24 protein-coding genes are annotated in these 25,964 nt (G+C 26.5%); 14 read left to right on the top strand and 10 right to left on the bottom strand.

Translation table 11 applies throughout. The features are described 5' to 3' along the window. Positions 1–6 precede the first annotated feature (6 nt). Positions 7–2,229 carry a PAS domain S-box protein gene (locus ALEK_RS11080; protein ID WP_071625102.1) on the top strand — a complete coding sequence of 741 codons (2,223 nt, stop codon included), beginning with the start codon at positions 7–9 and terminating at the stop codon, positions 2,227–2,229. Here the strand turns inward: ALEK_RS11080 and ALEK_RS11075 are convergent. After that, on the bottom strand, positions 2,226–4,586 hold the full coding sequence (locus tag ALEK_RS11075; protein ID WP_071625103.1) for a diguanylate cyclase: 2,361 nt from the start codon (positions 4,584–4,586) through the stop codon (positions 2,226–2,228). The two genes, ALEK_RS11080 and ALEK_RS11075, sit on opposite strands and share 4 nt — an antisense overlap. Positions 4,587–4,737: 151 nt before the next feature. On the opposite strand from ALEK_RS11075, the gene ALEK_RS11070 reads away from it, so the two are divergent. The 3 genes from ALEK_RS11070 to sstT all read left to right on the top strand — a co-directional run bounded on the left by ALEK_RS11070 (position 4,738) and on the right by sstT (position 7,510). Further along, complete coding sequence (locus ALEK_RS11070) at positions 4,738–5,232, top strand: GreA/GreB family elongation factor (RefSeq protein WP_071625104.1); 495 nt, start codon at positions 4,738–4,740, stop codon at positions 5,230–5,232. Next, entirely contained in the window at positions 5,233–6,153 is a 921-nt protein-coding gene (locus ALEK_RS11065) for a class I SAM-dependent methyltransferase (RefSeq protein WP_071625105.1), read from the top strand. 154 nt (positions 6,154–6,307) lie between these two features. Continuing rightward, positions 6,308–7,510 carry a serine/threonine transporter SstT gene (gene sstT / locus ALEK_RS11060; protein WP_071625106.1) on the top strand — a complete coding sequence of 401 codons (1,203 nt, stop codon included), beginning with the start codon at positions 6,308–6,310 and terminating at the stop codon, positions 7,508–7,510. A 17-nt stretch (positions 7,511–7,527) separates the two neighbouring features. On the opposite strand, the gene ALEK_RS11055 is transcribed toward sstT, so the two are convergent. Next, positions 7,528–8,487 (bottom strand): 6-phosphofructokinase, encoded by a 960-nt coding sequence (locus ALEK_RS11055; RefSeq protein ID WP_173424135.1) that lies wholly within the window; start codon positions 8,485–8,487, stop codon positions 7,528–7,530. Positions 8,488–8,649: 162 nt separating this feature from the next. On the opposite strand from ALEK_RS11055, the gene ALEK_RS11050 reads away from it, so the two are divergent. From ALEK_RS11050 to ALEK_RS11040, 3 genes are all read left to right on the top strand, one after another. Then, positions 8,650–9,891: an L-lactate MFS transporter gene (locus ALEK_RS11050; RefSeq protein ID WP_071625108.1), complete on the top strand. Its 1,242-nt coding sequence runs from the start codon at positions 8,650–8,652 to the stop codon at positions 9,889–9,891. A gap of 55 nt (positions 9,892–9,946) precedes the next feature. Continuing rightward, positions 9,947–10,654 (top strand): ZIP family metal transporter, encoded by a 708-nt coding sequence (locus ALEK_RS11045; protein WP_071625109.1) that lies wholly within the window; start codon positions 9,947–9,949, stop codon positions 10,652–10,654. A 69-nt stretch (positions 10,655–10,723) separates the two neighbouring features. Further along, positions 10,724–11,101: a group III truncated hemoglobin gene (locus tag ALEK_RS11040; protein ID WP_071625110.1), complete on the top strand. Its 378-nt coding sequence runs from the start codon at positions 10,724–10,726 to the stop codon at positions 11,099–11,101. A gap of 13 nt (positions 11,102–11,114) precedes the next feature. Here ALEK_RS11040 and ALEK_RS11035 read toward each other — a convergent pair whose 3' ends face one another. Then, positions 11,115–11,804: an SDR family NAD(P)-dependent oxidoreductase gene (locus tag ALEK_RS11035; protein ID WP_071625111.1), complete on the bottom strand. Its 690-nt coding sequence runs from the start codon at positions 11,802–11,804 to the stop codon at positions 11,115–11,117. Positions 11,805–11,818: 14 nt separating this feature from the next. Continuing rightward, positions 11,819–13,816 (bottom strand): EAL domain-containing protein, encoded by a 1,998-nt coding sequence (locus ALEK_RS11030; RefSeq protein ID WP_071625112.1) that lies wholly within the window; start codon positions 13,814–13,816, stop codon positions 11,819–11,821. A gap of 167 nt (positions 13,817–13,983) precedes the next feature. Between ALEK_RS11030 and ALEK_RS11025 the strand changes: the two genes are divergently transcribed. Beyond that, the gene (locus ALEK_RS11025) at positions 13,984–15,123 is read left to right on the top strand and encodes a hypothetical protein (protein ID WP_071625113.1); all 1,140 of its coding nucleotides are present in this window, start codon (positions 13,984–13,986) and stop codon (positions 15,121–15,123) included. 14 nt (positions 15,124–15,137) lie between these two features. Here ALEK_RS11025 and ALEK_RS11020 read toward each other — a convergent pair whose 3' ends face one another. Both ALEK_RS11020 and ALEK_RS11015 read right to left on the bottom strand, forming a co-directional pair. Further along, entirely contained in the window at positions 15,138–16,997 is a 1,860-nt protein-coding gene (locus ALEK_RS11020; protein WP_071625114.1) for a L,D-transpeptidase family protein, read from the bottom strand. 135 nt (positions 16,998–17,132) lie between these two features. After that, on the bottom strand, positions 17,133–17,795 hold the full coding sequence (locus tag ALEK_RS11015) for a tRNA-uridine aminocarboxypropyltransferase (protein ID WP_071625115.1): 663 nt from the start codon (positions 17,793–17,795) through the stop codon (positions 17,133–17,135). A gap of 109 nt (positions 17,796–17,904) precedes the next feature. Here ALEK_RS11015 and ALEK_RS11010 point away from each other — a divergent pair, with 109 nt between their 5' ends. The 5 genes from ALEK_RS11010 (at position 17,905) to ALEK_RS10990 (ending at position 21,676) form a co-directional block, all read left to right on the top strand. Next, the gene (locus tag ALEK_RS11010) at positions 17,905–18,492 is read left to right on the top strand and encodes a hypothetical protein (protein ID WP_071625116.1); all 588 of its coding nucleotides are present in this window, start codon (positions 17,905–17,907) and stop codon (positions 18,490–18,492) included. A 120-nt stretch (positions 18,493–18,612) separates the two neighbouring features. After that, positions 18,613–19,266 (top strand): hypothetical protein, encoded by a 654-nt coding sequence (locus ALEK_RS11005; RefSeq protein WP_071625117.1) that lies wholly within the window; start codon positions 18,613–18,615, stop codon positions 19,264–19,266. 54 nt (positions 19,267–19,320) lie between these two features. Then, positions 19,321–20,436: an AI-2E family transporter gene (locus ALEK_RS11000; RefSeq protein ID WP_228146241.1), complete on the top strand. Its 1,116-nt coding sequence runs from the start codon at positions 19,321–19,323 to the stop codon at positions 20,434–20,436. A 91-nt stretch (positions 20,437–20,527) separates the two neighbouring features. Then, positions 20,528–21,133: an ankyrin repeat domain-containing protein gene (locus tag ALEK_RS10995; RefSeq protein WP_071625118.1), complete on the top strand. Its 606-nt coding sequence runs from the start codon at positions 20,528–20,530 to the stop codon at positions 21,131–21,133. Between the two features lie 117 nt (positions 21,134–21,250). Then, the gene (locus ALEK_RS10990) at positions 21,251–21,676 is read left to right on the top strand and encodes a DoxX family protein (protein ID WP_071625119.1); all 426 of its coding nucleotides are present in this window, start codon (positions 21,251–21,253) and stop codon (positions 21,674–21,676) included. Between the two features lie 6 nt (positions 21,677–21,682). On the opposite strand, the gene ALEK_RS10985 is transcribed toward ALEK_RS10990, so the two are convergent. The 3 genes from ALEK_RS10985 to ALEK_RS10975 form a co-directional block, all read right to left on the bottom strand. After that, positions 21,683–22,174: a HugZ family pyridoxamine 5'-phosphate oxidase gene (locus ALEK_RS10985; protein WP_071625120.1), complete on the bottom strand. Its 492-nt coding sequence runs from the start codon at positions 22,172–22,174 to the stop codon at positions 21,683–21,685. A gap of 91 nt (positions 22,175–22,265) precedes the next feature. Beyond that, the gene (locus tag ALEK_RS10980; RefSeq protein WP_071625121.1) at positions 22,266–23,012 is read right to left on the bottom strand and encodes a carbonic anhydrase; all 747 of its coding nucleotides are present in this window, start codon (positions 23,010–23,012) and stop codon (positions 22,266–22,268) included. Next, on the bottom strand, positions 23,009–24,055 hold the full coding sequence (locus ALEK_RS10975) for a CNNM domain-containing protein (RefSeq protein WP_071625122.1): 1,047 nt from the start codon (positions 24,053–24,055) through the stop codon (positions 23,009–23,011). Before ALEK_RS10975 ends, ALEK_RS10980 begins: the two co-directional genes overlap by 4 nt. A gap of 168 nt (positions 24,056–24,223) precedes the next feature. Here ALEK_RS10975 and ALEK_RS10970 point away from each other — a divergent pair, with 168 nt between their 5' ends. After that, positions 24,224–24,577 (top strand): hypothetical protein, encoded by a 354-nt coding sequence (locus ALEK_RS10970; RefSeq protein WP_071625123.1) that lies wholly within the window; start codon positions 24,224–24,226, stop codon positions 24,575–24,577. On the opposite strand, the gene ALEK_RS10965 is transcribed toward ALEK_RS10970, so the two are convergent. Then, positions 24,574–25,935 (bottom strand): transporter substrate-binding domain-containing diguanylate cyclase, encoded by a 1,362-nt coding sequence (locus tag ALEK_RS10965; protein ID WP_071625124.1) that lies wholly within the window; start codon positions 25,933–25,935, stop codon positions 24,574–24,576. The genes ALEK_RS10970 and ALEK_RS10965 overlap by 4 nt on opposite strands. Positions 25,936–25,964: the final 29 nt, after the last annotated feature.

Raw genomic sequence — 25,964 nt, 5'->3', positions numbered from 1 at the left:
GTGAAAATGGATTTAAAACTACTTAGAAATATTGCATATTTGTTTTTGTCTGTAATTGTTTTTTATATGGCATATACAGTATTAAATAATAAAAATAAAATATATGAATCAAATAAAGAATTATTTAATAAAACTATCTACAATGAAGCTAAAACACACTTTGAAAATCTTAAGATTTTTAGAGCTTGGAACTCTAAATTCGGTGGAATATATGTTAAGTCCCAAAGTGGATTAAAGCCTAACAAGTATCTTACAAATAACCATTTATATACTAAAGATAATGAACTATTAGTAAAAATAAATCCAGCTTGGATGACTAGACAACTCTCAGAAATGATGAATGCAAAAAGTGATTATAAATATAAAATTACAAGTTTAAAACCTTTGAATCCTGATAATAAAGCTAATGCTTTTGAAAAAGAGGCTTTAAAGTATTTTGAAGAACATACATACGATAACTACTTTACTCAAGAAGATAAACAGAATAATATGCTTAATTTTATGGGTAAGTTAATAGTTGAAAAATCTTGTTTAAATTGTCATTCAATTCAAGGTTATAAAGAAGGTGAAGTTCGAGGTGGAATTAGTGTATCAATTCCTATGGATTTATATGAAGAGAATTGGGAGAGTTTAGATGGAGAATATACAAAACAAATACTTCTAATTATTATCTTCTCTCTAGTGATTTTTGTTATAGGTATTTTAGTAATAAATAGTATTTATAAAAACCAAAAACATTTAAAAGAGTTAAAAGATAAATATAAAATTTTATATGATAGATATGATTATGCGGTAAGTGGTTCAAAGCTTGGGTTATGGGATTGGGATTTACAGAGCAATGAAGTTTATTTTTCACCTATCTGGAAAGAGTTATTAGGTTTTAAAGATAATGAATTAGAAAATGATTTTAAATCTTGGGAGGACAGAGTTCATCCTGATGATAAAGAAAAAACCATAAGAGATATTAAAGATAACCATGAGGGAAAAACAGAGTTATATGAGAATATACATAGGTTAAAACATAAAGATGGCTCATGGCAATGGATATTAGATAAGGGTAAAACTATTTTTGATAAAAATGGAAAAGCTTTAAGAATGGTTGGTTTTCATACTAATATTACTAAACAACAAGAACTTGAACATGAGTTACTTAAATTAAAAGTAGCAATTGACCATTCTCCAATCTCTATAGTGATTACAAATATAGAAGGAAATATAGAGTATGTAAATCCTCATTTCTCTGCTGTAACTGGATTTACTTATAAAGAAGCAATAGGACAGAATCCAAGAATATTAAAATCAAAATTAACTTCACCTATTGAATATAATATTATATGGGATACTCTTCTTGCAAAAAAAACTTGGAGAGGTACTTTTAAGAATATTGATAAAGAAGGTAATGAGTTTTGGGAGTCTGCTATTATTACTCCAATTTTAGATGATAAAAATGAAATAATAAACTATCTAGCAGTAAAACAAGAGATTACAAAAGAAGTATATTTAAAAGAAGAGTTAAAAGATAAAGAAGAGATGATGATAGCTCAATCAAGACACGCAGCAATGGGTGAGATGATTTCTATGATTGCACATCAATGGAGACAACCAATCTCTGTTATTTCAATGGCTGCAAATAATACTTTAGCAGATATAGAGCTTGATATGGTTGAAAATGATGAACTGAAAGAAAATACCGAATCTATATTAGATCAAACAAAATATCTATCTCAAACTATTGAAGACTTTAGGAACTTTTTTAAACCTAATAAAGAAAAAGAGATAGTAAAACCAAAAGATATAATTGATGAGACTTTAAAAATTATGCTTAAATCTTTAGAGAATAATAATATTGTTTTAACAATCTGTGTGGAAGATGAATCTTGTATTGAAGTACACTCAAGGGAGTTATTGCAAGTGTTTATTAATATAATTAAAAATGCTAAAGAAGCTTTAGTTTCTAAAAATATTGAGCAAAAAGAAATAAAAGTTCGAATTTATCGTATTCATAATACTTTACGTACGAGTTTTACTGATAATGCAGGTGGAGTTAAAGAATCAATTATTGATAAAATCTTTGATCCTTATTTTTCTACAAAAGATGAAAAGTCAGGTACAGGTTTAGGATTATATATGTGTAAAACAATTGTTAATAAACATTTTAATGGAGTTATTGGTGTTTATAATAGCAATGGGGGAGCTTGTTTTTATGTGGATTTACCAATTAAAAATTAATTAGTATATCCTCTTACACAGTTTCTTCCTGCACTTTTCGCTTTATATAAGGCTTCATCTGCTTTAAGTATTAAATCATCAGGTGTGTCTTTTATTCTAAATTGTGAAATACCAAAACTAGCAGTTATATTTCTAGCTTCTGGAAAGTCAAAGGATTCAATTTTATCTTTTAATAGGTGAGCTAGTTTATTTGTTCCTTTAATATTTGTTTCTGGACAAATTATCATAAACTCTTCTCCTCCCCATCTTCCTGCAATATCAATATCCCTTGTATACTCTTTTAATATTTTTGCTAGGTCTATTAATACCATATCTCCTACTAAGTGACCATAAGTATCATTAACTTGTTTAAAATTATCAATATCTATTAAAATAATTCCTAAAGAGTGGTTATATCTATTTGCTCTACTTAACTCTTTGATTAGGGCATCATCTAGTTTAACTCTATTATAAAGTTCTGTCAATTTATCGGTTCTTGCAATATGTTTTAACTCTTTATTTTTCTCTTTTAGTTGATTTCTCGCAAATTCTAATTTTATTAATAAAAGTTCTGCTTTTTGTTTCTCTTTTCTTATTGTGTAGGTCCAATAAAATGTAATTAGTATGATGATTACAAAAATAAGAGAACTTTTCCATAATAAGGAGTGATTAACTTTTGGATCATATTTAATTGCCATATATTTATTTGTAATTTTATTTTTGAAGTCATCTTCTAGATTTCTAATAAGTTTATTAAATATTGATAATAGTATAGTTTCATCATTTCTTACTGCAATACTTAAGTTTAAATTCTCTTTGAATTTCCCAGATATTTTAACTTCACCAATAAAATCTTTTTGGGTGAAATAACTAATATCTGCAACTGCACCTATAAAAGCAAATATTTCTTCATTTACTACTTTTGTAAGACCATCTTTTGTATTTTTTGCCTCAACAATATTTATATACGGAAATTTGTTTTTAATTAATTCTGCATAAGCGTAGTCTTTAACAATACCTATTTTTTTGTTTTTTAATTGCTTGAAATTATCTACAAAGGTTACATTTAATTTTGTAGCTAAAACTAGTGGCATTTGCATATATACAGAAGTAAAGTCCATATATTGTTTTCTATTTGGTGTTTCCATTGCAAGAGATAAAATATCACATTTTCTTTTTTTCATAAAATCTAATGTTTCACTCCAATTATTAGTTCTAATTGCTTTAATTGGTATTTTTAATTGTTCTGAAAATAGTTTAAAGTACTCAGAAGATAAACCAATATATTTCCCATCATCTGTGAACATTTCAAAGGGCATCCAATTTGGGTCAATACAAAGTCTTAGTATTTTTTTTCTTTTTAGAAAAGCTTTTTCTTTTTTTGTGAACATTGAGTTCATTTGAGTATCATCAAAAATAAAACTTTTAAAGTCAATTTGTTCTTTTGCAATTCCCATTAATTTATAAGCATCATAGATTCGCTCAATTTTATTTACATCTAACAAACCTAGTTCTTTAGTATTATAATATGCAAGTTTTTGTAACTCTATGGCTTCGTATTGTAAAGCCTCTTTAGATTTATTCTGAGTATTATATTTTTCTTGTATTAAATTAATAGTTTCTTCTATATTTGCAAAAGCATATTTCCATCCTTTTAATGATGCTTTTTTGAATTTCATTACTTCATTTGTATTACTTTTTATTCTATCTTCATGTGTAAATAAAATATCTCCATAAAAATCAAAACCATAATCTTTTGGTGCAAATACAATACTGTCTAAGCCATACTCTTTTTTTAATCGATAAGGTTCATTTGAAATATAAGATGCCATTAAATCGGTATTCTTATTAACTAAATCTTCAATATCAAAAGAGTGTTTTTGTATAATTAAATCTTCAATAGATAAATTATTTGAGAATAACATACTCAAATATATAAGGTCATTTTGAGCATTACCTGTAATCATTATTCTTTTATTTTTCAAATCTTTTAAAGAAGAAATATTAGAATTTTTTAAAGCAATTAAAACATCAGCTGAAGATTGGAAGATAGCTGCAAGTAAGGTGATTTTATCCCCCTTCGCTTTATTAATTACTAAAGAAGATCTACCAACTGCATAATGGGCTTTTTTATTTAGAACATCTTGTACTATATCTTTGTTATAAGTGTATTCTTTGATATTAACATCTAGTCCTATATCTTTGTAATAGCCTTTCTCTTTTGCTATATAATAACCTGCAAATTGAAATTGATGTTTCCACTGTAACTGTAAAGTTATATTTTTTAAGTTATTGTTTTCTATAGGATGTTTTGCATAGAGGTTTTGTATTAGGATTAGTATAATTATTGTAATAAGATGCGGAATTGTCTTATTCATACTAACTCCTTATAAAAATAAAATTATTAGAGATAAGAAATATTTAAGCACACTTTTTTATTATTTTACACTTTTTTTTTAGAATTGTACATATAACAAATAATATAACTCTATTTCAGAAGCTTTTTTTAATATTTTAATATAATTTTAAATGCAAAAAAAAGAATTAATTACAGAACAGGGCTATTTTACTTTTGTAAAAGAGTTTAAAAACTTACTAGAAAAAGAAAAACCTTATTGGGTGAAAGAAAAAGAAATCGCCGCTCAACTAGGGGATAGAAGTGAAAATGCAGAGTATATCTCAGCTAAAGAACAGATTAGAAATATAGATAAAAGATTACGTTTTTTAGATAAGATTATAAAAACTGCACAAGTAATTAATACCTATGAAATCCCACACATAAAAGTAAATTTTGGCTCAATTGTAGAACTATTAGATATAAATAGTGATGAAGTCAAAAGTTTTATTATTGTTGGAACTTATGAAACAAAACCAAGCGAAAATAAAATATCAAATAAATCTCCTTTAGGAAAGACTCTTTTAGGTAAAGAGCAGGGTGCGGAATTTGAATTTAGAATAAATGATAATATTTTTGAATATGAAGTATTAAGTATAAAAAAATATATTTTTAAGAAGGCAGAATAAATGGAAGTATCTCAATTAAAAGAGATTATTGAGAATAACTTAGAAAATAAAAACTTTGAGTTTAAAAGACTATTTCATGGTAGAGGTAACTTTTATGATGATTATAATTTTCTAACAATTGATTCTATAGATAAAGTATTATATGTATGTTTTTTTGATGAGGTAGATGAGTCTAAAGAAAAAAGTATTATTTCTATTTGTAAAGAAATATATGAAAATCATGGTTTTAATTCTTTAGTTTTACAAAGAAGATATATTGATAAAGCACCTTGTGAAGTATTAGAGGGTGTTTTGTCTGAGCAAAATATAGCCATAGAAAATGAGCTGAAATATCATATTGCATTTTCAAATAAAAATATAGGTATTTTCCCAGATATGAAGGCTGGAAGAGAATATATAAGAAGTATTTCAAAAGATAAAAATGTTTTAAATTTATTCTCTTATACTTGTGCTTTTTCAATTGTAGCAATTGAAGGTGGGGCTAAAAAAGTAGTAAATGTAGATATGGCAAAAGGGGCATTAACTCAAGGTAGAGCAAACCACCATCTTAATAATCATGATACAAAAAAAGTACAATTTATGCCTTATAATATATTAAAATCTTGGTCGAGAATTAAAAAAGGGGGACCTTATGATATTATAATTATTGATCCACCTTCTTTTCAAAGAGGAAGTTTCGCTGCAACTAAAGATTATGAAAAGATTATAAAAAAACTAAAAGATTTAGCAAATGATGATTGTATAGTTTTATCATGTCTAAATGCTCCTGAGTTAGATAGCAATTTTATAAAAAATATTTTTAAAGAAAATGCTCCTGAATTTGTATTTGAGAAAAGATTAGAAAACTTGGATACTTTCCCTACTAATAATGATGAAAAAACTTTAAAAAACCTAGTTTTCATGAAGAATAATATTGTATAAACTACATTATTATTCAATATAGTTGTTACAAAAGTGTATATTATATATATAAAAGTCTCACAAAATTAGTTTTTAATAGTATTCTTTTGATATACTTAATTTTTTAAACTCCTCTGTAAAATTAAGGAGTTTTAAATTTACCAATAGGATAAGTATGAAAGAGAATAGTCTTCTTTACAAGTATGCAAATGGAAACCTAGTATTACAAATCATTGTGGGTATTGTTTTAGGTATTTTAGTTGGTTTTTTTTCAAAAGAATTAGCTAGTACAGTTTCTATTTTAGGATCACTTTTTGTTGGGGCGTTAAAAGCAATTGCTCCTATTTTAGTTTTTGTTTTAGTATCAACAGCCATTGCTACAAAACAAATTGGTGTTGAAACAAAAATTAAACCAATCATTACACTTTATTTAATTGGAACTTTTTTAGCGGCATTAGTTGCTGTTCTAGCAAGTTTCCTATTTCCAACAAGCTTAGTATTAATTGATGCTGCTAATACAAATTTAGCTCCACCTGATAGTGTAATTACTGTATTAAAAGGTGTACTATTTAATATGGTTGATAATCCTATTAATGCCCTACAAACAGGCAATTTTATAGGTATTTTAGTATGGGCTATTGCACTTGGTGTTGCAATGCATTATAGTAGTAATGAAACAAAAAATGTATTCTTTGATGTATCAACAGGTATTACAAAGATTGTAAAGTTTATTATTCGATTAGCTCCATTTGGTATTTTTGGATTAGTTGCTAATACAATTGCACAAACTGGTTTTTCTGCTTTATTAAGTTATGGAAAATTACTTGCAGTTTTAGTAGGAACTATGTTATTTATAGCTTTTGTTGTAAACCCAATTATTGTGTTTATTAAAACAAAATCTAATCCTTTTCCTTTAGTATTAACTTGTATTAAAGAGAGTGGTATTACAGCATTCTTCACAAGAAGTTCAGCTGCAAATATTCCTGTAAATCTTAACTTATGTAAAAAATTAGATTTAGATGAAAACACATATTCTGTATCTATTCCTCTAGGAGCTACTACTAATATGGCAGGTGCTGCTGTTACTATTACTATTTTAACACTAGCAACTGTTAATACTTTAGGTATTCCTGTTGATATTGGTACGGCTTTATTACTAAGTGTTATTTCAGCATTAGCTGCGTGTGGGGCTTCAGGAGTTGCTGGGGGATCATTATTACTTATTCCTTTAGCTTGTTCATTATTTGGAATCTCAAATGATATAGCACTTCAAGTTGTAGCTATTGGATTTGTAATCGGAGTTGTTCAAGATTCATTGGAAACTGCATTAAACTCATCTACGGATGTTGTTTTTACAGCAGCTTGTTCATCAAAATAAAGAAGATTTTTTCTTCTTTATTTAATCATTTTTTCTAATTGTTTTAATATTTTTTTATTTATCACTTGTGATTTACTTACTGTTTCTTTAATATCTATAAACTCAAACTCAGAATTTTTATATACTATTGCTAGTTTAGCTTTTTCTTCTAGTAGTTTATCAACTGCTAATGTAACAAACTCATTTGCCATTAATCGCTCAAATACAGTAGGATTACCACCTCTTTGAATATGTCCTAAGACTATTATTCTTGTTTCTATTCCTACTTTTTCTTTAAGCCATTTAGCTATTTCTTCTGTTCTATTTGAACCTTCTGCACTAATAGCTAATATATAGTCTCTACCGTTATTAAGTTCATGTTTAAGTCTTTTTTCTAAACTTTTAAGATTTATTTCTACTTCTGGTGTTGCACAAATTTCAGCTCCACTTGTTATTGCAGAAACCATTGCTAAATAGCCACAATTTCTTCCCATTGTTTCAACTACAAAAGCTCTTTTAAAAGATGAAGAGGTATCTCTTATATCATCTAAAGCATTTGTAATTACATTTAAAGCAGTATCAACTCCTAAGCAATAATCACTTCCATAAATATCATTATCAATAGTTGTAGGAACTCCTACAAAAGAGATATCAAACTCATTAGCAAAAGTATTAAGTCCTTGGAAAGAACCATTACCTCCTAACATAACAATCTTATCAATATTATGTGCTTGTAAATTTTTATAGGCAATATCTCTAAATTCTTTTTTGTAAAATCTATTTGACCTTGAAGTTTTTATTATAGTTCCGCCCCTATGCATAATTCCTGCAACATCTTTATGTCTTGCTTTTTTAATTTTATTATTTATTAAACCTTCAAAACCTTCATAAATAAAATATGGAGTTAATCTTTTTTCATATACATAATCTACAAAGGACTTTATAGCTGGATTCATACCACATGAATCACCACCTGAACACATAATTGCTATTGACATAATGAGTCCTTTTTTATTGTTATTATAACTAAAGCATTATTCAGTGTTTGTTTAATAAAAAATGTAAAATTTTTAATTTAAGGAAAGTTTTTTTGACCGTTTTAATGTACTCTCAATAAGTTTTCAATAGAATTCGTATAATTTAATTTACGGGGAAATAAAATGGTAGAAAAAAATAGGTGGCTTATGGCATTAAGTGCTGTAGGAGTTCACATCTGTATTGGTTCTGTATACGCATGGAGTGTATATGTAAAACCAATTCAAGAACAAATGTCTTGGACTTTAACAGATGTAACAATTGCTTTTAGTATTGCAATCTTTTTCTTAGGATTATCAGCAGCACTAATGGGAAAATTTGTTGAAAGAAATGGTCCTAGAGTATCAGCGATTATTGCAGCTTCACTGTTTGGGTTAGGAACAGCTGGATCTGGATTAGCAATAATGATGGAATCAAAAATGCTTTTATACTTCTTTTATGGAGTATTAGGTGGATGTGGATTAGGAATAGGGTACATATCTCCTGTATCTACATTAGTTAAGTGGTTTCCTGATAAAAGAGGAATGGCTACAGGTTTAGCAATTATGGGATTTGGTTTTGCATCTGCCGTATGGGGACCAACAATTAAAATCTTAATTGAAAAAGTAGGAATTTCTGGAACATTCTTTATTTTAGGAGCTTTATATTTTGTAGTAATGTTCGCATCAGCACTTTATTTACAAAAACCAGAAGAGGGGTATTTACCTAAGAAATTCAAGAAAAAAATCAAAGAAGGTAAGAAGAAATTAAAAGAAGATTTATCATCTTTAGGTTTAAATGAAGCGGTTAAAACACCTAGATTTTATGGTTTATGGTTAATGTTATTTATCAATGTAACTTGTGGTATTGCTATTATTGGTGTTGCATCTCCACTACTTCAAGAAGTACTTGGTATTTCAGCAATCGCAGCAGCAGCTGCTGTTGGATTAATGGGAATATTTAATGGTGCAGGAAGAATATTCTGGGCTTCATTAAGTGATTATTTAACTAGACCAGTTGTATATATCATTTTCTTTTTAACTCAAGCAATTGCATTTTATATTTTACCTTCTGTTACAGAAGTTGTTGTATTCCAAGTAGTACTATTCTTTATTATGTCTTGTTATGGGGGTGGATTTGCTTCAATTCCAGCTTATATAGGTGATATTTTTGGAACTAAAGAGCTTGGTGCTATTCATGGTTATATTTTAACAGCATGGGCTGCTGCTGGACTTGTTGGACCTCTTATTATCTCAATGGTAAAAGATGCTACTGGTTCATATTCTCAAACACTTTATGTATTTGCTGGATTCTTTGTTTTAGCCTTAGTTATCTCAATTTTAATGTTAGTTAATATTAAAACAATTCAAAAAAACAAACAAAAATAAAATTGACCCTATGGTATAATATATAAAAATATTATATTTATAGGGTTTCTCTCTCATGCTTTTAGAAGTTCTCATCTTTTCTTTTTTCGCAGGTATTACTGTTTTTATAGGTGGTCTTAGCTCTGCTTATTTTGAAGAGCATTTACACAATAAAATATTAAAAGAAAAAATCATTCATTTTTTAGTAGCTTTTGGTACAGGAATAATGCTTGCAGCTGTTTCTTTTGTATTAATACCAAAAGGAATGCATAATGTCTCACTTTTTACTAGTGTATTTGTATTTTTACTAGGAGCTATTACTTTTTATTATTTGGATGCTTTCATAGAAAAGAATAGTGCAAAAATACCACAAGTTTTAGCAATGCTTTTAGACTTTATTCCTGAATCTATTGCTTTAGGAGCATTATTTGTATATGACCATAAGGTAGGAATTTTATTAGCTTTATTTATTGCTTTACAGAATTTACCTGAATCTTTTAACTCATATTTAGAACTTAGAAAAAGTAAAATATCTAAAAAGAAATCTTTAGTGATTTTATTTGCTCTTAGTTTTATTGGTGTGATTTTTTCATCTTTAGGATATATGTTTTTAGATGATAAAATAGAAATAACATCATGTTTAATGCTTTTTGCAAGTGGTGGAATATTGTATTTGATTTTCCAAGATATAGCTCCTTCTTTACGATTAAAAAGCAGTAGATATATAGCAATTGGAGTAAATTTAGGTTTTATTATTGGAATGATGGGAGAAGCTTTACTTTGATTTCTTGATTTAAATCAATTAAAAACTACAAATATTTAAATATATTACAAAAAATTTAAGGAATTATAGGTGCAAACAAACCAATTAGATAAAAAAAATATTAACAAATTAGTAATAACATTTTATACAAGAGTATTAAAAGATGAGAAATTAGCTCCTTTTTTTATTGAGCATTTAGGGCCTGATATGAAGTCTCAGACTTGGGAAACTCATATGGATTTACTAACTGACTTTTGGACTACATTAGTTACAGGTTCAGGGGATTATAGAGGTTTTCCTTTTCCTCCACATGCTCAAATGAGTGGATTAGATAGGGAAGCTTTCGAAACATGGATAAAACTATTTTTTGAATCAGTTGATAAAATATTTACAGAAGATATTGCAATGAAGTTTAAAGAAAAAAGTTCAATTATTGCAAGTAATTTTATGAGAAACCTAGGTATATAAAAGGAATTTCCTTTTATATATCTCTTACATCAAAGAAAGAACCACTTTTGATATCTTGGCTTTTCTCTAAAGCCTCATGTAATCTTTTTGCTGCTTCTTTAGCAGTTTGAATATGACCTTCTTTTAATTTTTTTGCAGAAGTATAAATATCATCATCTATTTCAAATCGAATATAATCAGTCATTGGTGTTTCAATAACTCCTGGAGCTATTGCATATAATCTTGTATTAAGCATTTCAGTTGAATAAAGGTTTATAAGCATATTAACCCCAGCTTTTGATAAAGAGTATGAACCCCATCCTTTTGAGCCGTTGTGAGAAGCCCCAGATGATATAGCTACAACTTTTGATACTTCTATTGAAGATAAAATATCAAGAAGTTCTTTATTTGCATATACGTTTAGTTCATATACTTCATTTAACTCATCAATTGATAAATCAAAAGATGATTTTATTTCTCCTAACATTCCTGCATTTAAATATACATTTTCAATACTTTTTATATTTTGTATAAAATCTTTTAAGTGTGTCTTTATCTCTTTGATTTTTGATAAATCAAAACTTTTAAAGTAGAAATTTTCATTTGTAATATCTGGTTTACTTCTGCTTATTCCATAAACATTAAAACCTTTTTCTAAATAAAATTTTGCAAGAGCTAGTCCTAATCCTGAACTACACCCTGTTATTAGTATATTTTTTGACATATTTTCTCTTTATCTTATTTAATAGTTATATTCTCTGGTTTACCAAAATAGTAACCTTGTGAGTAGTCAACTCCTAAATCATTAAGAATATTAAAAATCTCTTCATTCTCTACAAACTCTGCTATTGTAACAATATTTTGTTTTTGAGCAAAAGAGACTATTGTTTCAACAACGTTTCTACTATATTTATTATCAACTATATTTTTTACTAGTGTTCCATCTATTTTAAGAATATCAGGTTCAAAATTTAATAGTCTCTCAAAGTTTGAGTACCCAGAACCAAAGTCATCAATAGCTATTTGAACACCCATTTTTTTGACTTTTTTAATGAAAGTTTTAATTACTTCAAAGTCTTTTACATTTTCATCTTCAAGTAACTCAAAAATAATTCTATGATTATCTTCTTTGTTATCTTCTAGAAGTTCATATAACATTTCTCTTGTATCTTCTCTTTCAATATCTAAAGAAGATAGGTTAATTGATAATTCCGTTGAGATATAACTTAACATTTTAAAAGAGTTTTCTAATACTCTATGGGTAATTTTTGTGTAGTAACTACCTTTTTTAGATACATCTAAGAACATAAAAGGAGATAAAACCTTTCCTTTTTCATCAACTAATCGAACTAAAGATTCGTATTTTTCTATTTCTTTTGTTTGGTTATTAATAATTGGTTGAAAATATGAAACGATTTTATAGTTATCTAAAGCTATTTTTACCATCTTCATAACTTCAATATTTTTCTTAGCTTCTATATGTTCTTTAATTGATAAATCATTTGCATATTTGATAAGACCTTTTTCTTCAATGGCATCTTCAAGACCACATTTCGCGTCTTCAAATAAATGTTCTTTTCCAAAAGAGTAACTAATAACTACATTAAAGTCATATTCAATATCATCAATTTCAAAGGCTGATTCTTTTACATTTTGAACAAACTTTTTAAGATACTCATTAATGTTTTGCTCTGATCTTGAATATGTAAAGAAGTCTGTTAATAAAGCAAATCTACCATTTCCAATATTGTATACATCTTCAAAAATAAAGCCACTTGGTAAACAAGATAAAATATTGTAACCGAAGATTTTTTCTATTTTATTAATTGTTTCTATATTATAAAATTTATCTAACATATCAAATTCTTCAATTTGAATAAGTACAAGTAAAGATAAGTTATTTTCATCTATTTTATCAATAAGATGTTTTTTATCACTCATAATTGCACTAACATTACTTCTGGCACTAATGTATTCAATAATATTGTTTTTTGAATCCATAATTGGTTTGATTGTAGTTTTAACATAATAAGGTTTCCCTGATTTTGTTAAGTTTTTAATAATACCGTGCCACTCTTCTCTTTCATTTTTGATAGTATTCCATAGGTCTGAAAATAACTCTTTAGTATTATCTGGATGTTTTACAATATTATGATTTTTTCCTAATAGTTCATCTTTTGTATATTCTGAAACCTTGCAGAAGTTCTCATTTACATAAGTAATAACACCTTTTGAATTTGTTTTGGAAATAATTGTGCTTTTATCCACTAGTTCTTGGTATTGTGTTAGTAAGTCGAAGTTTTTCTTTATTTTTTTATTTTCTTGTTTAACTTTACATTTTTCAATTGATTTAAATAGAATCTTTTTTAAATCTTCTTCTTTAAAAGGCTTTAATAAGTAACCATCTATTCCTAGTTCAATAGTTTTTAGGAAATATTCATGATTTTGAAGTTGAGTATATATAATTGTTAAAATGTTTTTATTTATATTTAAAATATTTTCAATAAGTTCAAAACCATTTAGTGAATTTATTTCAATATCTGTAATTACAACAGATATTTTGTTATTTTGAAATATATCAATAGCTTCATCCCCATCTGTAGAACAAATAACTTTTTTGAATTTTTCTTTTAAATAAGACAACAGAGAATCATTATCATCTTTTTTTAGACTTACATATAGTACATTCAGTGTTTTAGATATAAATAAAATTTCATTTAATTTTTTGTCATTCATATTAGCCTCTATTTAATAATTTTTTATTGTAGCATAAAGTTTAAAATAAGAAATAAAAAATAATCTTTTTTTCTTTACTTTTAAAAATAAATATTTTTTTGCAATTAATATTTATTTAGATATAATTCTTCAACTTATAAAGGGATAAAGTATTTATACTTAGAAAATTGCATCAATTTAAAATAACAGACAAAATCAAAAATCTTAATATCGACGATATAAAAGAAAATCTTTTCCATTACTCTTATGATAGTAAAAGTCTAAGAGCACTTTTTAGAAATAACATTTCAACTGAAGATCCATCATATATATCTGCTTATAGTAGTTTTAGAGGTGAGGTTTATGAAAATGTTGTTTATGAACTACTTTTACAATATGCTTCACAAGATGAAGAAATCACTAGGTTTGTAGTAAAAGGTCCTTATCAAGATAAAGAGAACCTATATATTAAAAGTGGACTACTAATTGATAGAAGTTCTCAAATTGTATATAAATCTGCATATAAAGATATTAGTGAGTTTGATGCTTTATTTTTTACAAAAGATTCAATTTATTTTGTAGAAATGAGTACATCTAAAAAAACTTCTAGTTTAAATAAACGTCTTGCAAAAAAATATGCCCTTTTAAAAATGATTTTCCCAACGCTTATAATTAGAGCTTTAATAATTTTAACAGATGGAGCTATTGGAATTAGAAACTTTCCTGAATATGCTACAGTTTGGGTTACAAAAGATTTAGATAATGAAGATTTAATTAAAAAAATCATTTTTGCAAAAAAAACAAAAAAGAATTTAAAAACTTTAAAGTCACCTGTTCATAAGAAGTTTATAGAAGCTTTAAAAGTAAGATATAAAAAATTCCAATATTTCCCAACACTTGAATGGATTTTAACAAAATCAAGATCTCATGAAAAATTTGATGTTGATTTAAAGTTTTTCTCTTCTAAGAAACTTGGTTTATATTTTGATATTTATACAAAATTGTATATTGGTTATATCGAAACGAAAGATTTTATGTTCTTATGCCCAACTTTTAATCTAAAAGTTAGAACAGATAGAATTATTGTAACTATCGAAAAAGTAAATCAAACAGAGCTAGATGTAGTTTATTACGCAAAAGAAACAAATGGAAAACTAAAAAGATTAAGACTTCAAGATAATGATGAAGTTTCTATGAAAGATAAAGAATTAGATGGTTTTACAAATGCCGAAGTTAGATTCTTTATGAAAGTTTTAAATCCAACTCACCAACTACAAGTAAAAAGTATTAACTACGTTAAAGATAAATTATATTTAATCAAAGGCTAAAACCTTTGATTAAATTAATTTGTTTTATATAACAACTCTTTTTGAATTTTATCATATTTATAAATATCATCTCTAAAATGAACAATACCTTTTTCATCAATCCACGATGTTAAATAAACCATGTGCACTGGAATTTTTTTATCTAATTGAATTTGAGTTTTGTCAATCTCTTCTAAAAACTTATTGGCTTCAGTGTAATCCACATTTATATCGCTAGATGCAATTGCTTCAAGTAATTTCTTTGGTTGCGCAAGTCTTACACAACCATGAGAATACGCTCTTTTGTCGTATTCAAATATATGTTTTGCTGGGCTATCATGTAAATAAACTGAATATCTATTAGGAAACATAAACTTAATTCTTCCTAGAGGGTTTGTATTACTTGGTACTTGAATAAATCTGTAAATAGGTAGTTTTTTCTCTACTGCAATTGTTTGATTTTCTTTTATATCACCTGGTTCAGCTGTTGTTTTTTCTTTAATATATAAACTCCAATTAACACTATTTGAGTCTAAAATATCAGAATTGATATCCCATGTTTGATGTACATTAATTCCTGTTTTTGTTAAATAATCAGGTTCTTTAAGCATTTTTGGAATAATCTCTTTTGTAACAATACTATTGGGAATTTTCCAATAAGGGTTAATTACAATAAATGACATTTTATGAGAAAATACAGGAGTAGGGTGTTTTCTTTTCCCAACAACTATTCTCATATCTAATTTTACTTTTTCCTCATCATACATTTTTAGTTTATATTCAGGGATATTAACAACTAAGAATTTTTCACCTAAATCTCTAGGCATCCATCTCATTCTCTCTAGGTTTAATCTCATTTGAGTGATTTTATTTTCAACTGGAATATTTAGATATTTTCGAGTACTTGGACCCACAATACCATCTGCTTCTATACCATGTCTTTTTTGGAAAGATATAACTGCATTTTTTACACTCTCATCAAATAACTCAAAACAGTCATTTTCAATAATATCAGAGCCTTGTGTCACTAACCTTACTTCTTGAGTATCACTATATTCTTGTGCTTGGGGCATTGAGTCAATATCACAATTATTACTTTCTAAATCATTACTCTCAACTAATCTTTGTCTTAGTATTTTAATAGTTGGAGATATCTTACCAAGTTTTAAAGCTTTAGTTCTTGGTAGCTTTGTATAGCCACCATTCTGAGCAATTACTTCATAATCAAGGATTTTATGTGATAACTCTTTTGCTTGTGGATAAGTAAAGTTTACTTCATTAAAAGCTAAATCTAAATCATTTTGCATAATAGCTTTTAAAAGAAGTTTTTTATGGTTTTTTCTAACACTGTACTTTTCCCAACCACCATTAATCTCTTCTTTTACTTTTATAAGACTTAACTCATTTTTAAACTTTTTCCAATCAATATAACCTCTTGAAAGAAACCACATATATCTATTATAAACACCTGTTAACATAAAATCAATTTTAGCCATACTCTCAATAAATCTCTCTGGTGAGGTATTAAGAGAGTTTAGTTCTCTAATAATTTTATTTAATCTAAATGCTTCTTTAGAATGTGGTTTAAGTACAGGGTCATTTTTGATACTGTCTAATAACTTAATAGCAATATCTTTAACTCCATCTTCATTTGTCCAAATTAATTGGTAATCAAAAGTTTTGTAGTATTTTTTTAGGTTTTTTCTTGTTAAGAAAAATAGAGGGGCTTTTCTTGATCTTAAAAGTTTTTTAATATAGTCATTACTTCTTTTTTCAAAACTATCTTCTTCTAGTATTTGTTTTTCTGTTAGAATTTTTTTATCTGTCAATTGTGTGTTTGCAAAAGATAGAGTATTTAGGAATAGAAAAACAAATATAAATAATAAAAATTTCATTCTATACTCCAAATAATAGTATTTATCTTAGTTTTTAATATTATATTCAAAAAAGTGAAAAAATACCTTTAGAAATTATATTGTTTCAAATCAATTACATTACTTTTAAGTTTAAAGGAGTAAATATAAGCTTTTTTAAACAGTTTTTTTATAAGGACGCTTATATCTTACGAATCCATTCTCTTCTTTAATACACTTAAGTTGATAATCAACCATTTTCTCAAAAGGATTTAAAAAACTATTAAGAGAGTCTGTTTTAATGTTTTCAACTTCTAATCTATTTAGTTGCTCTAATACACATAATGTTGATTCAATTGTAGATAAACAGTATTGATTAGGTTGGGTTTTTATTTTAAATTGTGAAGAGTTATTATTTAAAAAACTAATCTTTTTTAAGTCTTGCAAATTTTTACTGGTTCTAAGCATTTTTTTAGAACAAGCCCATGTAGAGTCTAATATAAAGATTACTGGTTTTTTATTTGAAGGTAGAGCTTCTGTATTTAGCTTAATACTATTTTCATGGGGATAAAGTAAGTAAGGTTCATAATCTCCTCCATTAATTAGTTCATTTACTCTTTTATTATTAGTAAAATCTATACCAATTAAAATCTCACTATTTGTTAATGAATTTCTAGTTATATGACCTGTTCCATTTTTAGTTTTTCTAAACTCTTTTGGGTGCATTAATATTACAAACTTAGTATTTGTTTTTACAGTTTGAGTAATGTGTTTACATACACATGCGCTAACTGGTCTATAACAAACATAACAATTTTCTCTACTATCTAATTCTTCCAATAATACTTCTTTTTTGATTTTTTGAAATTATAGTTAAATACACATTATATTTATTGAAAATTTGGTTAAATTCACTATAATTGCATAAATTTAATAAGTTTGGATAATAATGATAATACTTGAAGCCCTTGGTGCAATTTTTTCTATTATGGGTGCGTACTTAACATCACTAAGTACAAAAGAGAATACAAGACCTTTATATTGGGGATTTGTAAGTTTCTTTATATCAAACCTTGCTTTATTAACATTCTTTACTTTAAACGGAAAAGTTCCTGTAATTATACAAATGATACTTTTCTTTGTAACTGCTATTTTAGGTATTTACCGACTAACAATGAATAGAAAAAGAGATGTTGTTCTAATGACTTTTTCATTAACAATATATATTTCTATTTTAATCTCACAAATCCTTCCTAATATGGGAGATATTGATTTCACTGTTTTAATTATTGATTTAATTGCTGCTTCCATTGCAATTTTTGGAAGTTTTATTTTATCTAGCCATAATCATGTGGTAAGAGGATATGCTTTTATTTGTTTTTTTATTGCAGATATAATTTTTGTATATATTGGATATACAAATGCTTTCTATTTCTTTATGGTTCAATCAGCCTTTTATTTATATACAAGTTCAAAAGGTTATATGAATACTATGAGAGAAGAAATCGATACTTTTTTAGGAAAAAACAGAAAATAATATATCTTTAGATATTTATTATAAACTACCATTTAATGGCTACTCTTATACAAAATGTTTCACTTTAAGAAAAAAATAAGAATTGTAAAAGTATAATAAGTATATATTAAAGGATACATAATGAATTTGGTTATAGAGCAAAATAATCTATATCTTAACAATGTCACTACAAATCAACCAAGTGAAACATCTAATGACTTAGATAAAACACAATTAGTTGAAAAAACAGAAGAGACAAAACTTAACTTTTCAGCAGTTAGTTTACATATCTCAAATGACAATATCCAAAACTTTCTAAATAAAAAAACTGCTCAATTTTCACAAGCAAATGCAAATGCTCAACATGTAGTATCTCATATTGCAAATGGAAATTCAGATTATTCAGGTTTTTTTGAAGGTAAAAAATTCGGTGATGATTTAACTTTAGAATCAATAGGTTATGAAGGTAAAGAGTTATCAAAACTTGATAAAAAAGAAGCTAAAGATTTATTAAAAAAAGACTCTTTTTTTGCTGAAGATGAAACTGCAAAAAGAATTGCTAAGTATGTAGAAAAAATTACTGGTAATGATGTAGATGCTTTAGAAGAAACAAAAAGAGGTTTAAAAAGAGGTTATGAAGAAGCTCAAAAAATCTTTAACAGAGAAAAACCAATTATTACTACTAATACTGAATCTAAAACATTTGATTTAATTGATAAAAAAATTGAAGAGATGTTAAAAACAGATTTAGAAAAACATGTAGATACAAAATTCTTAGAAAATAACAAACTTTAGTCTTTTAAATATATTATCTGATATTATTATCATAATAATTTAAAAGGTAAACACTTGGATCACTTAAAACAAAATATAGTAACAAACGATAACTCCCAACCTAGACTTTATAATACAAACTTTGCATCAGCATTTTATTTCCTTGCATTTATGTTCATTATGGTTTATTCACTTTCTACACTAAACAATATATTAACTCCAATAGCAATAGCAATTTTAATTTGGTTTTTAATTAATGCATTGGCAAATCAAATTAAAAAATTGCCTTATTTAGATTCTAAAATAGGGGATTTAATAGCTATTCCTTTATCTTTAATAGTAATTGTAGTGTCAATGCTTCAAATTGGTAGTTTTATTGCTTCATCAATGGTTGAGCTTAGTTCTACTATTGCACAATTAGATGATAAATTTAATGTATTAATAGAACAGTTATCAAATAAAACTGGTTTTGATATAGCAATACGTTTAGAGAAGTTGTTTGAACAGTTTAGTATTGCTTCTTTAATTAATAAAGTGATTTCAGCTTTTAGCTCAATTGTTAGTAATATTATGCAAATTCTACTTTATGTACTTTTTTTGTTAATTGATCAAAGATTCTTTAATGCAAAAATCAATGCTTTATTTAAAAACTATGATACAAGATCAAAAGCAAAAGAAGTATTATCTTCAATTTCTCATACAATTAGAATGTATTTATCTATTACAACAATCATTAGTATGTTTACAGGATTTTTAACATATATAATTTGTGAAATGTTTGGATTACAAGGTGCAATTCTTTGGGGATTTATTGCTTTTATATTAAACTTTATTCCTACTATTGGAAGTATAATAGCTGTTTTAGTACCAGTAGCTTTTGCACTAGTTCAATTTACAGATTTAACTCAAGTAGTATTCTTATTATCTACACTTGCTTTAATCCAGTTTGTAATTGGAAATATACTTTATCCAAGGCTTATGGGAAATAAATTAAATATATCTCAATTTGTTGTAATTTTATCATTAGTAATTTGGGGTGCTATGTGGGGAACAATTGGAATGTTTTTATCTGTTCCTTTAATGATGATTCTTTTAATTATACTTTCACAATTTGAAAATACTAAAGGCTTAGCCATTTTAATATCAGGAGATGGAAGAATATTTACACCTTCTAGTAAAAAAGTAGATTAGATTTTCTAGTCTGCTTTACTCACTTAACCAACAATTAAGAATAACTTTATTATGATAACAATTATCAATATTAAATATTGAGGGAGAAGAAATGTCAAATAATATTATAATTAATAGGTCTTTTAGTGAAATACTATCAAGTGAATTATTTTTTAACTTAGATAATAAAAGTACTTTTGAACTATTACTGTTAAATGGTGCAGATATTAATCATTCAAATAAAAGTGGTTGGAATTTATTATTTGAAGCAGTATCTTTAGGTTTAGATGACAAAATAGAGCAATTACTATCTCTTGGACTAAATTTGAATGTAAGAGATGATAATGGAAGAAATGCACTTTTTTGGGCGATATATAATCGTAAGTTTAAAGTTATTAGAAAACTAATTGAACTTGGTATTAATAGAAATGTAACAGATAGTTTATCTGCGATAAATTATGCGGTTTACAAAAATGATGTAAAAATGATTAAGTGTTTGAAAAATTGTGGTTTAGATATTAATGAGTTTGACAGTGTAAAATCAACACCATTAATCTATGCAGTTTTATATAATAAGTTGCAAAGTATTGATTATCTTATTAATAATGGGGCTTTAATTAACCATGAAGATGACTTAGGAAATAGTGCGCTAAGCTTAGCTTACGATTTAAAAATTGAGTTTTTAATTGATAAGTTTAAGATAGTTATTAAAGGCTAAATAATTAAATATTGTATTAACTCCTATTCATAAATTAGCAAGAAAAAAGAGTTTATTTATATAAAAGTTTTATTCTTATTTGATTATAATTATCAAAATTAATAGACTGGAGTTGTTTTGAAAAATATAATAAGCTTATTGAGAATTTCTTTGGGAATAATATTCTTATGGTACGGAATGTTGAAGTTTTTCCCAGAGTTAAGTCCTGCAGAAGATTTAGCAATTAATACAATTAATTGGATGTTTAATGGATTAATATCATCAGAAATTTCAATTAAATTATTAGCTTTATGGGAAGTTCTTGTTGGAATTGGTTTTATTCTTGGAGTATATACACGATATATTACTATACTATTTTTAATTCATATGGTTTTGACTTTCTTACCTCTATTTATTTTTCCAGAACTTAGTTTTACAAAAGCACCTTATGCTTTTACAATTGTAGGACAATATATAGTTAAGAATATTGTATTTATATTAGTTGGAATTCTAATATTAAAAGTAGAAAATGAGAAGAGATTATTAAATAAAAGTAGTATTTAACTACTTTTATTTATGACCATGTCCAGAACCAGTGTTTTCTCTCTCAACGAAGTCACTAAAGCCTTCTCCTCCAAGATTATATGCTTTACCAAAGCCAAACGTTGCTTCACCATAAAATGGCTTAAATTGAAAGATATGAAAGTCTTTCATTGCTTTTAACATATCTACCATTTTTTTATCAAATTTATTTTCAAATAATTCTAAAATATTTGATTCTTCATTTGTCTCTTTTTCAAACTCAATACTTTCACATTGTATCATTGCTCTTTTTCTTGCAAATATATTTGAACACTCTTTCTCATCTTCAATAAAGAAAAGACTACAGTTTTTATTTTCTCTTAGATTATGAGTATGTTTTGCCATATCGGAAATAAATACATAGTAATGATTATTATCTTTTACAAAAGGTGCATAAGAAGAAAAAGGATTGTTTTGTTTGTCATTTGTGCTTAGTGTTAAACTTTGGAAATCTTGTATAAACTCATTTAAATTTTTCATTAGGTCTCTTTAAAATATTTTTATGAAGTTTATATAAAAAAAAAGAGAATGTCAAATGACACTCTCTTTTATACGTAGCTGTTTTAAGAAATTAGTGTAAGATAGTTCTTGCGTTAATTTCTTGAACTGGTCTGTTATTTTCAGGCATAACAGAAGTAAAGTCTTTTAATTGACTTTCAGATATTTGTACAGGAGTTTTTAACACAACCCATTTAACACCTTCAGAACAAGGTGGAGTAGTTAAAGAACCATTAAATCTGTAGTAATCTTTGATTTCAGGTAATAATTCATATCCAGAAACAAGTGATTTAAGTTCATTTGAATCACCTTCATTTTCAGGTAAATTTCTTAAGATTTTATTTAATACAGTGTTATCATTTGAAACTTCAAACATTACACCAATTACTGCTAAACTTGATCCACTTGCATGAACTAAATGTGCTTCCATTGGGTAAGATTTACCTTCAATTATATTTTCACTTGGTGTATGGAAATGAGCTTGTTTTAAACTATATGTTTTACCATCTAGTGTTAATGTACTTCCACCTGCAAAGTTTACTTGTACAGTATGTCCATTATTAATAAAAGTAGTTCCCTTTGAATTATCTTCTAATTCTAAAGGTAAAAGTTTTGCTTCGATTGTATTAGTGATATTAATTGGTGATTGATTTGACCCTTCAATACACATAGAATATCTCTCATCAAGTTCAGACCAGTTTTTTGGACCCTCTTCACCTTCATAAGACCAGTGTGCCATTGGCTCAGGTTCACCATCTGCAATCATTAACGCTAGTACAAATACTACAAAAATACTAATTATCGTGTTTTTAAAACTCATTTACTTTCTCTCTCCTTTTCTTTTCTTTTTGCTTTCATTTTATTTAAAGCAAGTCTTCTCATATCCGGAGTTGTATCGGATTCATCCATGATTTCTAATCCAAGAAGTGTTTCAATACAATCTTCTAATGTAACAATACCTTCTGTTTGATCATATGAATCAGCCACTATAAACATGTGTTCTTTCTTTTGAATAAACATATTTAATGCTTTTGATACAGGAATATTTTCATTTAATGAAATAACTGGTTTCATAATAGATTCTATTGTAACGTCTTTGTCAATAAGTGCTTGTTTGAATAGTTTTTTTGTTAAAACTAAACCAACAATATTGTCAATGCTTCCATCATAAATAGGAACTCTTGAGAATTTAAAAGTTCTTTTGTCTTCAATAATATCTTTTATTGAATTTCTTTTGTCAATAGCGTAAACAACAGATCTAGGAGTTAAAATATCCTTGATTTTCATATTATTCAGAGTTAAAGTATTTTCTATAATATCTGATTCTAAATCTCCAATAATTCCTTCTTCTTCACTTAATAAAGTAGAGTGAATTAACTCTTCTCTTGATATTGAATCATTATTATCTGAACCAATTTTTTTAGTCACAAATTGTGTGATTATAATAAGAGGGTATGTAATGAAAATAAATATTTTGATAATTCTTCCTGCAATTGGAGCTAGTTGCTTCCAGTAAACTGCACCGATTGTTTTAGGAATAATTTCGGCAAAAAATAAAATCAAAAAAGTTAAAACAATTGAAGTAATCATAACAAGTGTTTTATCACCACCGAATACATTTTGTGCTTGTACCCCAATGGCAGTTGCTCCAAGTGTATTTGCAATAGTGTTTAAAATAAGAATAGATGCTATAGAGATATCAATATCACCTTTTAGTTTTTTAAGAAGTTTACCAGCAGTTGGGTTTTTCTTCTCAAGGACAGCAATATACGATACATTAGTAGATAGTAAGATAGATTCTAAAATAGAACATAGGAATGAAACTCCTACAACAGCGAAAAATAGTAAGACTAAGATTTCCATTTGTGCTCACTCGTAATAAAATTGCACCTCTGGGAATTATCTTCCAATAAAGACTCCTTTGAATAAATAAATAGTAACTAATAATAGCAAAATAAACTTAACATTTTGACAAAAACAATAGAAATCGTGTATAATATTATTATAAAGTTTCATTTGAAGGAGGATGTAATGGAATTTGGACTAATACCTAAGCTTGATCAATATATTGACGCTAAAGCTATAGAAGTAGAACAAGTGCATTCATCTAGTGAAACTTCAAAACTTAGTGAACGAAATCAATTACAAGAAGTTCAGCAAGAAGAGTTTTTAAAAGCTGACAAAAGTTCTGAAGTTAAAAAAGCAGAATTAAATAGTTCTGCAAACACTTATGAATTAACACTTACTAATACAAATTTTGGGTTTAACAATTCATCTCAAGATTTTTTTGTAAGAGCTCAAAGAGGAAGTTCTGAAAACCAGTATCCTACAGAAGATATGATGAAGTTAAAATCATACCTAATGAATTTAAATAGTGCTTCTTAGGAAATCAAGTTAGAAGAAATTATTACTTGATTTCTTCCTCTCTCCTTAGCTTTATACAAAGCATTATCTGCATTTGCTAATACATTTTTTATATCACTATCTTTATTAGCTTCACTAATACCAAAAGAAGCAGTAACTTTTCTTATTTTAAAATCATGGTTTTCAATTATATATTTTAAATCATTGGCAATAATAGCAGCTTGTGATTCTGTTTGACCTTCATATATTAATAAAAATTCTTCTCCTCCCCATCTTCCAATATCTTGATTCTTTTTTAGATTTATTTTTAGAATATTTGCAAACTCTATTAAAACTTCATCTCCACTTTTATGTCCATAAATATCATTGATTTCTTTAAAGTGATCAATATCTATTAAAACTAAAGAAAACCTTTTTCCTTTTAGTTTTGTAAGTTTTGAATCAATTGCTTGTCTATTATTTAGATTTGTTAAAGAATCAATTTTTGATAGTTTTTCTATTTTTTCATTATATTTTTTTAAATCCATTTTTTTGAAGGTATAAAAAAGAACTATTATAAAAATAAGTATTAAAGCTTGAAATATATATTTATAATCAATAATTCTTTTATCAAATTTTACAGTTAACCACTCTTTGATAATGGCTTCTTTTTCCATTGATGTAATTTGTATAATATATTTATCTAAAATACTTTTTAATTCTTTGTAATCTTTTCTTATCATAAATGTCATACTTACCTCATATTTACTTGTTCCCGAGATTTTTAAATTATAATAGCCTTTATGGGAAATCAAATGAGCAATTACAGGTAATATATCTATTACTGCATCCACTTTTTCGGCACTTAATAGTTTTAGTGCTTCTTCTGTATTTTTAACTGGTACAAAGTTTATTTTAGGGAAGTTCTTTTTCATAATTATATGAGAACTATAGTTTTCTCCAACTGCTACGGTTTTACCTTCTAAGTAACTAGCATTAGGAATAAATCTTTCATCATGTAAAGTTGCAAAAGCAATTGGAAAAGAGATATATGAAGTAGTGAAATTTGCATAAGATAGTTTTTTTGAATCAAAAGAGGTACCAAAAGTAATGTCAGCACTTTTATTTTCAATATTTGATAAAACAGTATGCCAATCTTTTGCAATAATTGTTTGTGATTTTATATTGGCTTTTTTCTTCAGCAGTTCCCAAAAATCTATACAGATTCCTGATAATTGTTTTTTGTCATTATACATATTTAGAGGTGCCCAAGTTGCTGTACTTATGGCATTAATGTTTGTATTTCGAAGAAAGGCTTCTTCTTTTGCTGTAAGATTTATATCTGCATTTAAATAAGAAAAGATAAATAGTGTAATTAAAAGAATTTTTTTTATAATCATTAGTAAAACCTTTTTAAGTTATTACTAAT

It is taken from the genome of Poseidonibacter lekithochrous (assembly GCF_013283835.1).
Taxonomy (GTDB): domain Bacteria; phylum Campylobacterota; class Campylobacteria; order Campylobacterales; family Arcobacteraceae; genus Poseidonibacter; species Poseidonibacter lekithochrous.
This window is presented reverse-complemented; position numbering and strand designations above follow the sequence as displayed.

Bases quoted from the DNA above. Each gene is read 5' to 3' on its own strand.
- ALEK_RS10980 (WP_071625121.1), bottom strand. From the start codon at position 23,012: ATGAGTTTTAAAAACACGATAATTAGTATTTTTGTAGTATTTGTACTA.
- ALEK_RS11065 (WP_071625105.1), top strand. From the start codon at position 5,233: ATGGAAGTATCTCAATTAAAAGAGATTATTGAGAATAACTTAGAAAAT.
- ALEK_RS10965 (WP_071625124.1), bottom strand. From the start codon at position 25,935: ATGATTATAAAAAAAATTCTTTTAATTACACTATTTATCTTTTCTTAT.
- ALEK_RS11070 (WP_071625104.1), top strand. From the start codon at position 4,738: ATGCAAAAAAAAGAATTAATTACAGAACAGGGCTATTTTACTTTTGTA.
- ALEK_RS11075 (WP_071625103.1), bottom strand. From the start codon at position 4,586: ATGAATAAGACAATTCCGCATCTTATTACAATAATTATACTAATCCTA.
- ALEK_RS11055 (WP_173424135.1), bottom strand. From the start codon at position 8,487: ATGTCAATAGCAATTATGTGTTCAGGTGGTGATTCATGTGGTATGAAT.
- ALEK_RS11010 (WP_071625116.1), top strand. From the start codon at position 17,905: ATGATAATACTTGAAGCCCTTGGTGCAATTTTTTCTATTATGGGTGCG.
- ALEK_RS10970 (WP_071625123.1), top strand. From the start codon at position 24,224: ATGGAATTTGGACTAATACCTAAGCTTGATCAATATATTGACGCTAAA.
- ALEK_RS10985 (WP_071625120.1), bottom strand. From the start codon at position 22,174: ATGAAAAATTTAAATGAGTTTATACAAGATTTCCAAAGTTTAACACTA.
- ALEK_RS11050 (WP_071625108.1), top strand. From the start codon at position 8,650: ATGGTAGAAAAAAATAGGTGGCTTATGGCATTAAGTGCTGTAGGAGTT.
- ALEK_RS10975 (WP_071625122.1), bottom strand. From the start codon at position 24,055: ATGGAAATCTTAGTCTTACTATTTTTCGCTGTTGTAGGAGTTTCATTC.
- ALEK_RS11080 (WP_071625102.1), top strand. From the start codon at position 7: ATGGATTTAAAACTACTTAGAAATATTGCATATTTGTTTTTGTCTGTA.
- ALEK_RS10995 (WP_071625118.1), top strand. From the start codon at position 20,528: ATGTCAAATAATATTATAATTAATAGGTCTTTTAGTGAAATACTATCA.
- ALEK_RS11030 (WP_071625112.1), bottom strand. From the start codon at position 13,816: ATGAATGACAAAAAATTAAATGAAATTTTATTTATATCTAAAACACTG.
- ALEK_RS11020 (WP_071625114.1), bottom strand. From the start codon at position 16,997: ATGAAATTTTTATTATTTATATTTGTTTTTCTATTCCTAAATACTCTA.
- ALEK_RS11035 (WP_071625111.1), bottom strand. From the start codon at position 11,804: ATGTCAAAAAATATACTAATAACAGGGTGTAGTTCAGGATTAGGACTA.
- ALEK_RS11045 (WP_071625109.1), top strand. From the start codon at position 9,947: ATGCTTTTAGAAGTTCTCATCTTTTCTTTTTTCGCAGGTATTACTGTT.
- ALEK_RS11005 (WP_071625117.1), top strand. From the start codon at position 18,613: ATGAATTTGGTTATAGAGCAAAATAATCTATATCTTAACAATGTCACT.
- sstT (WP_071625106.1), top strand. From the start codon at position 6,308: ATGAAAGAGAATAGTCTTCTTTACAAGTATGCAAATGGAAACCTAGTA.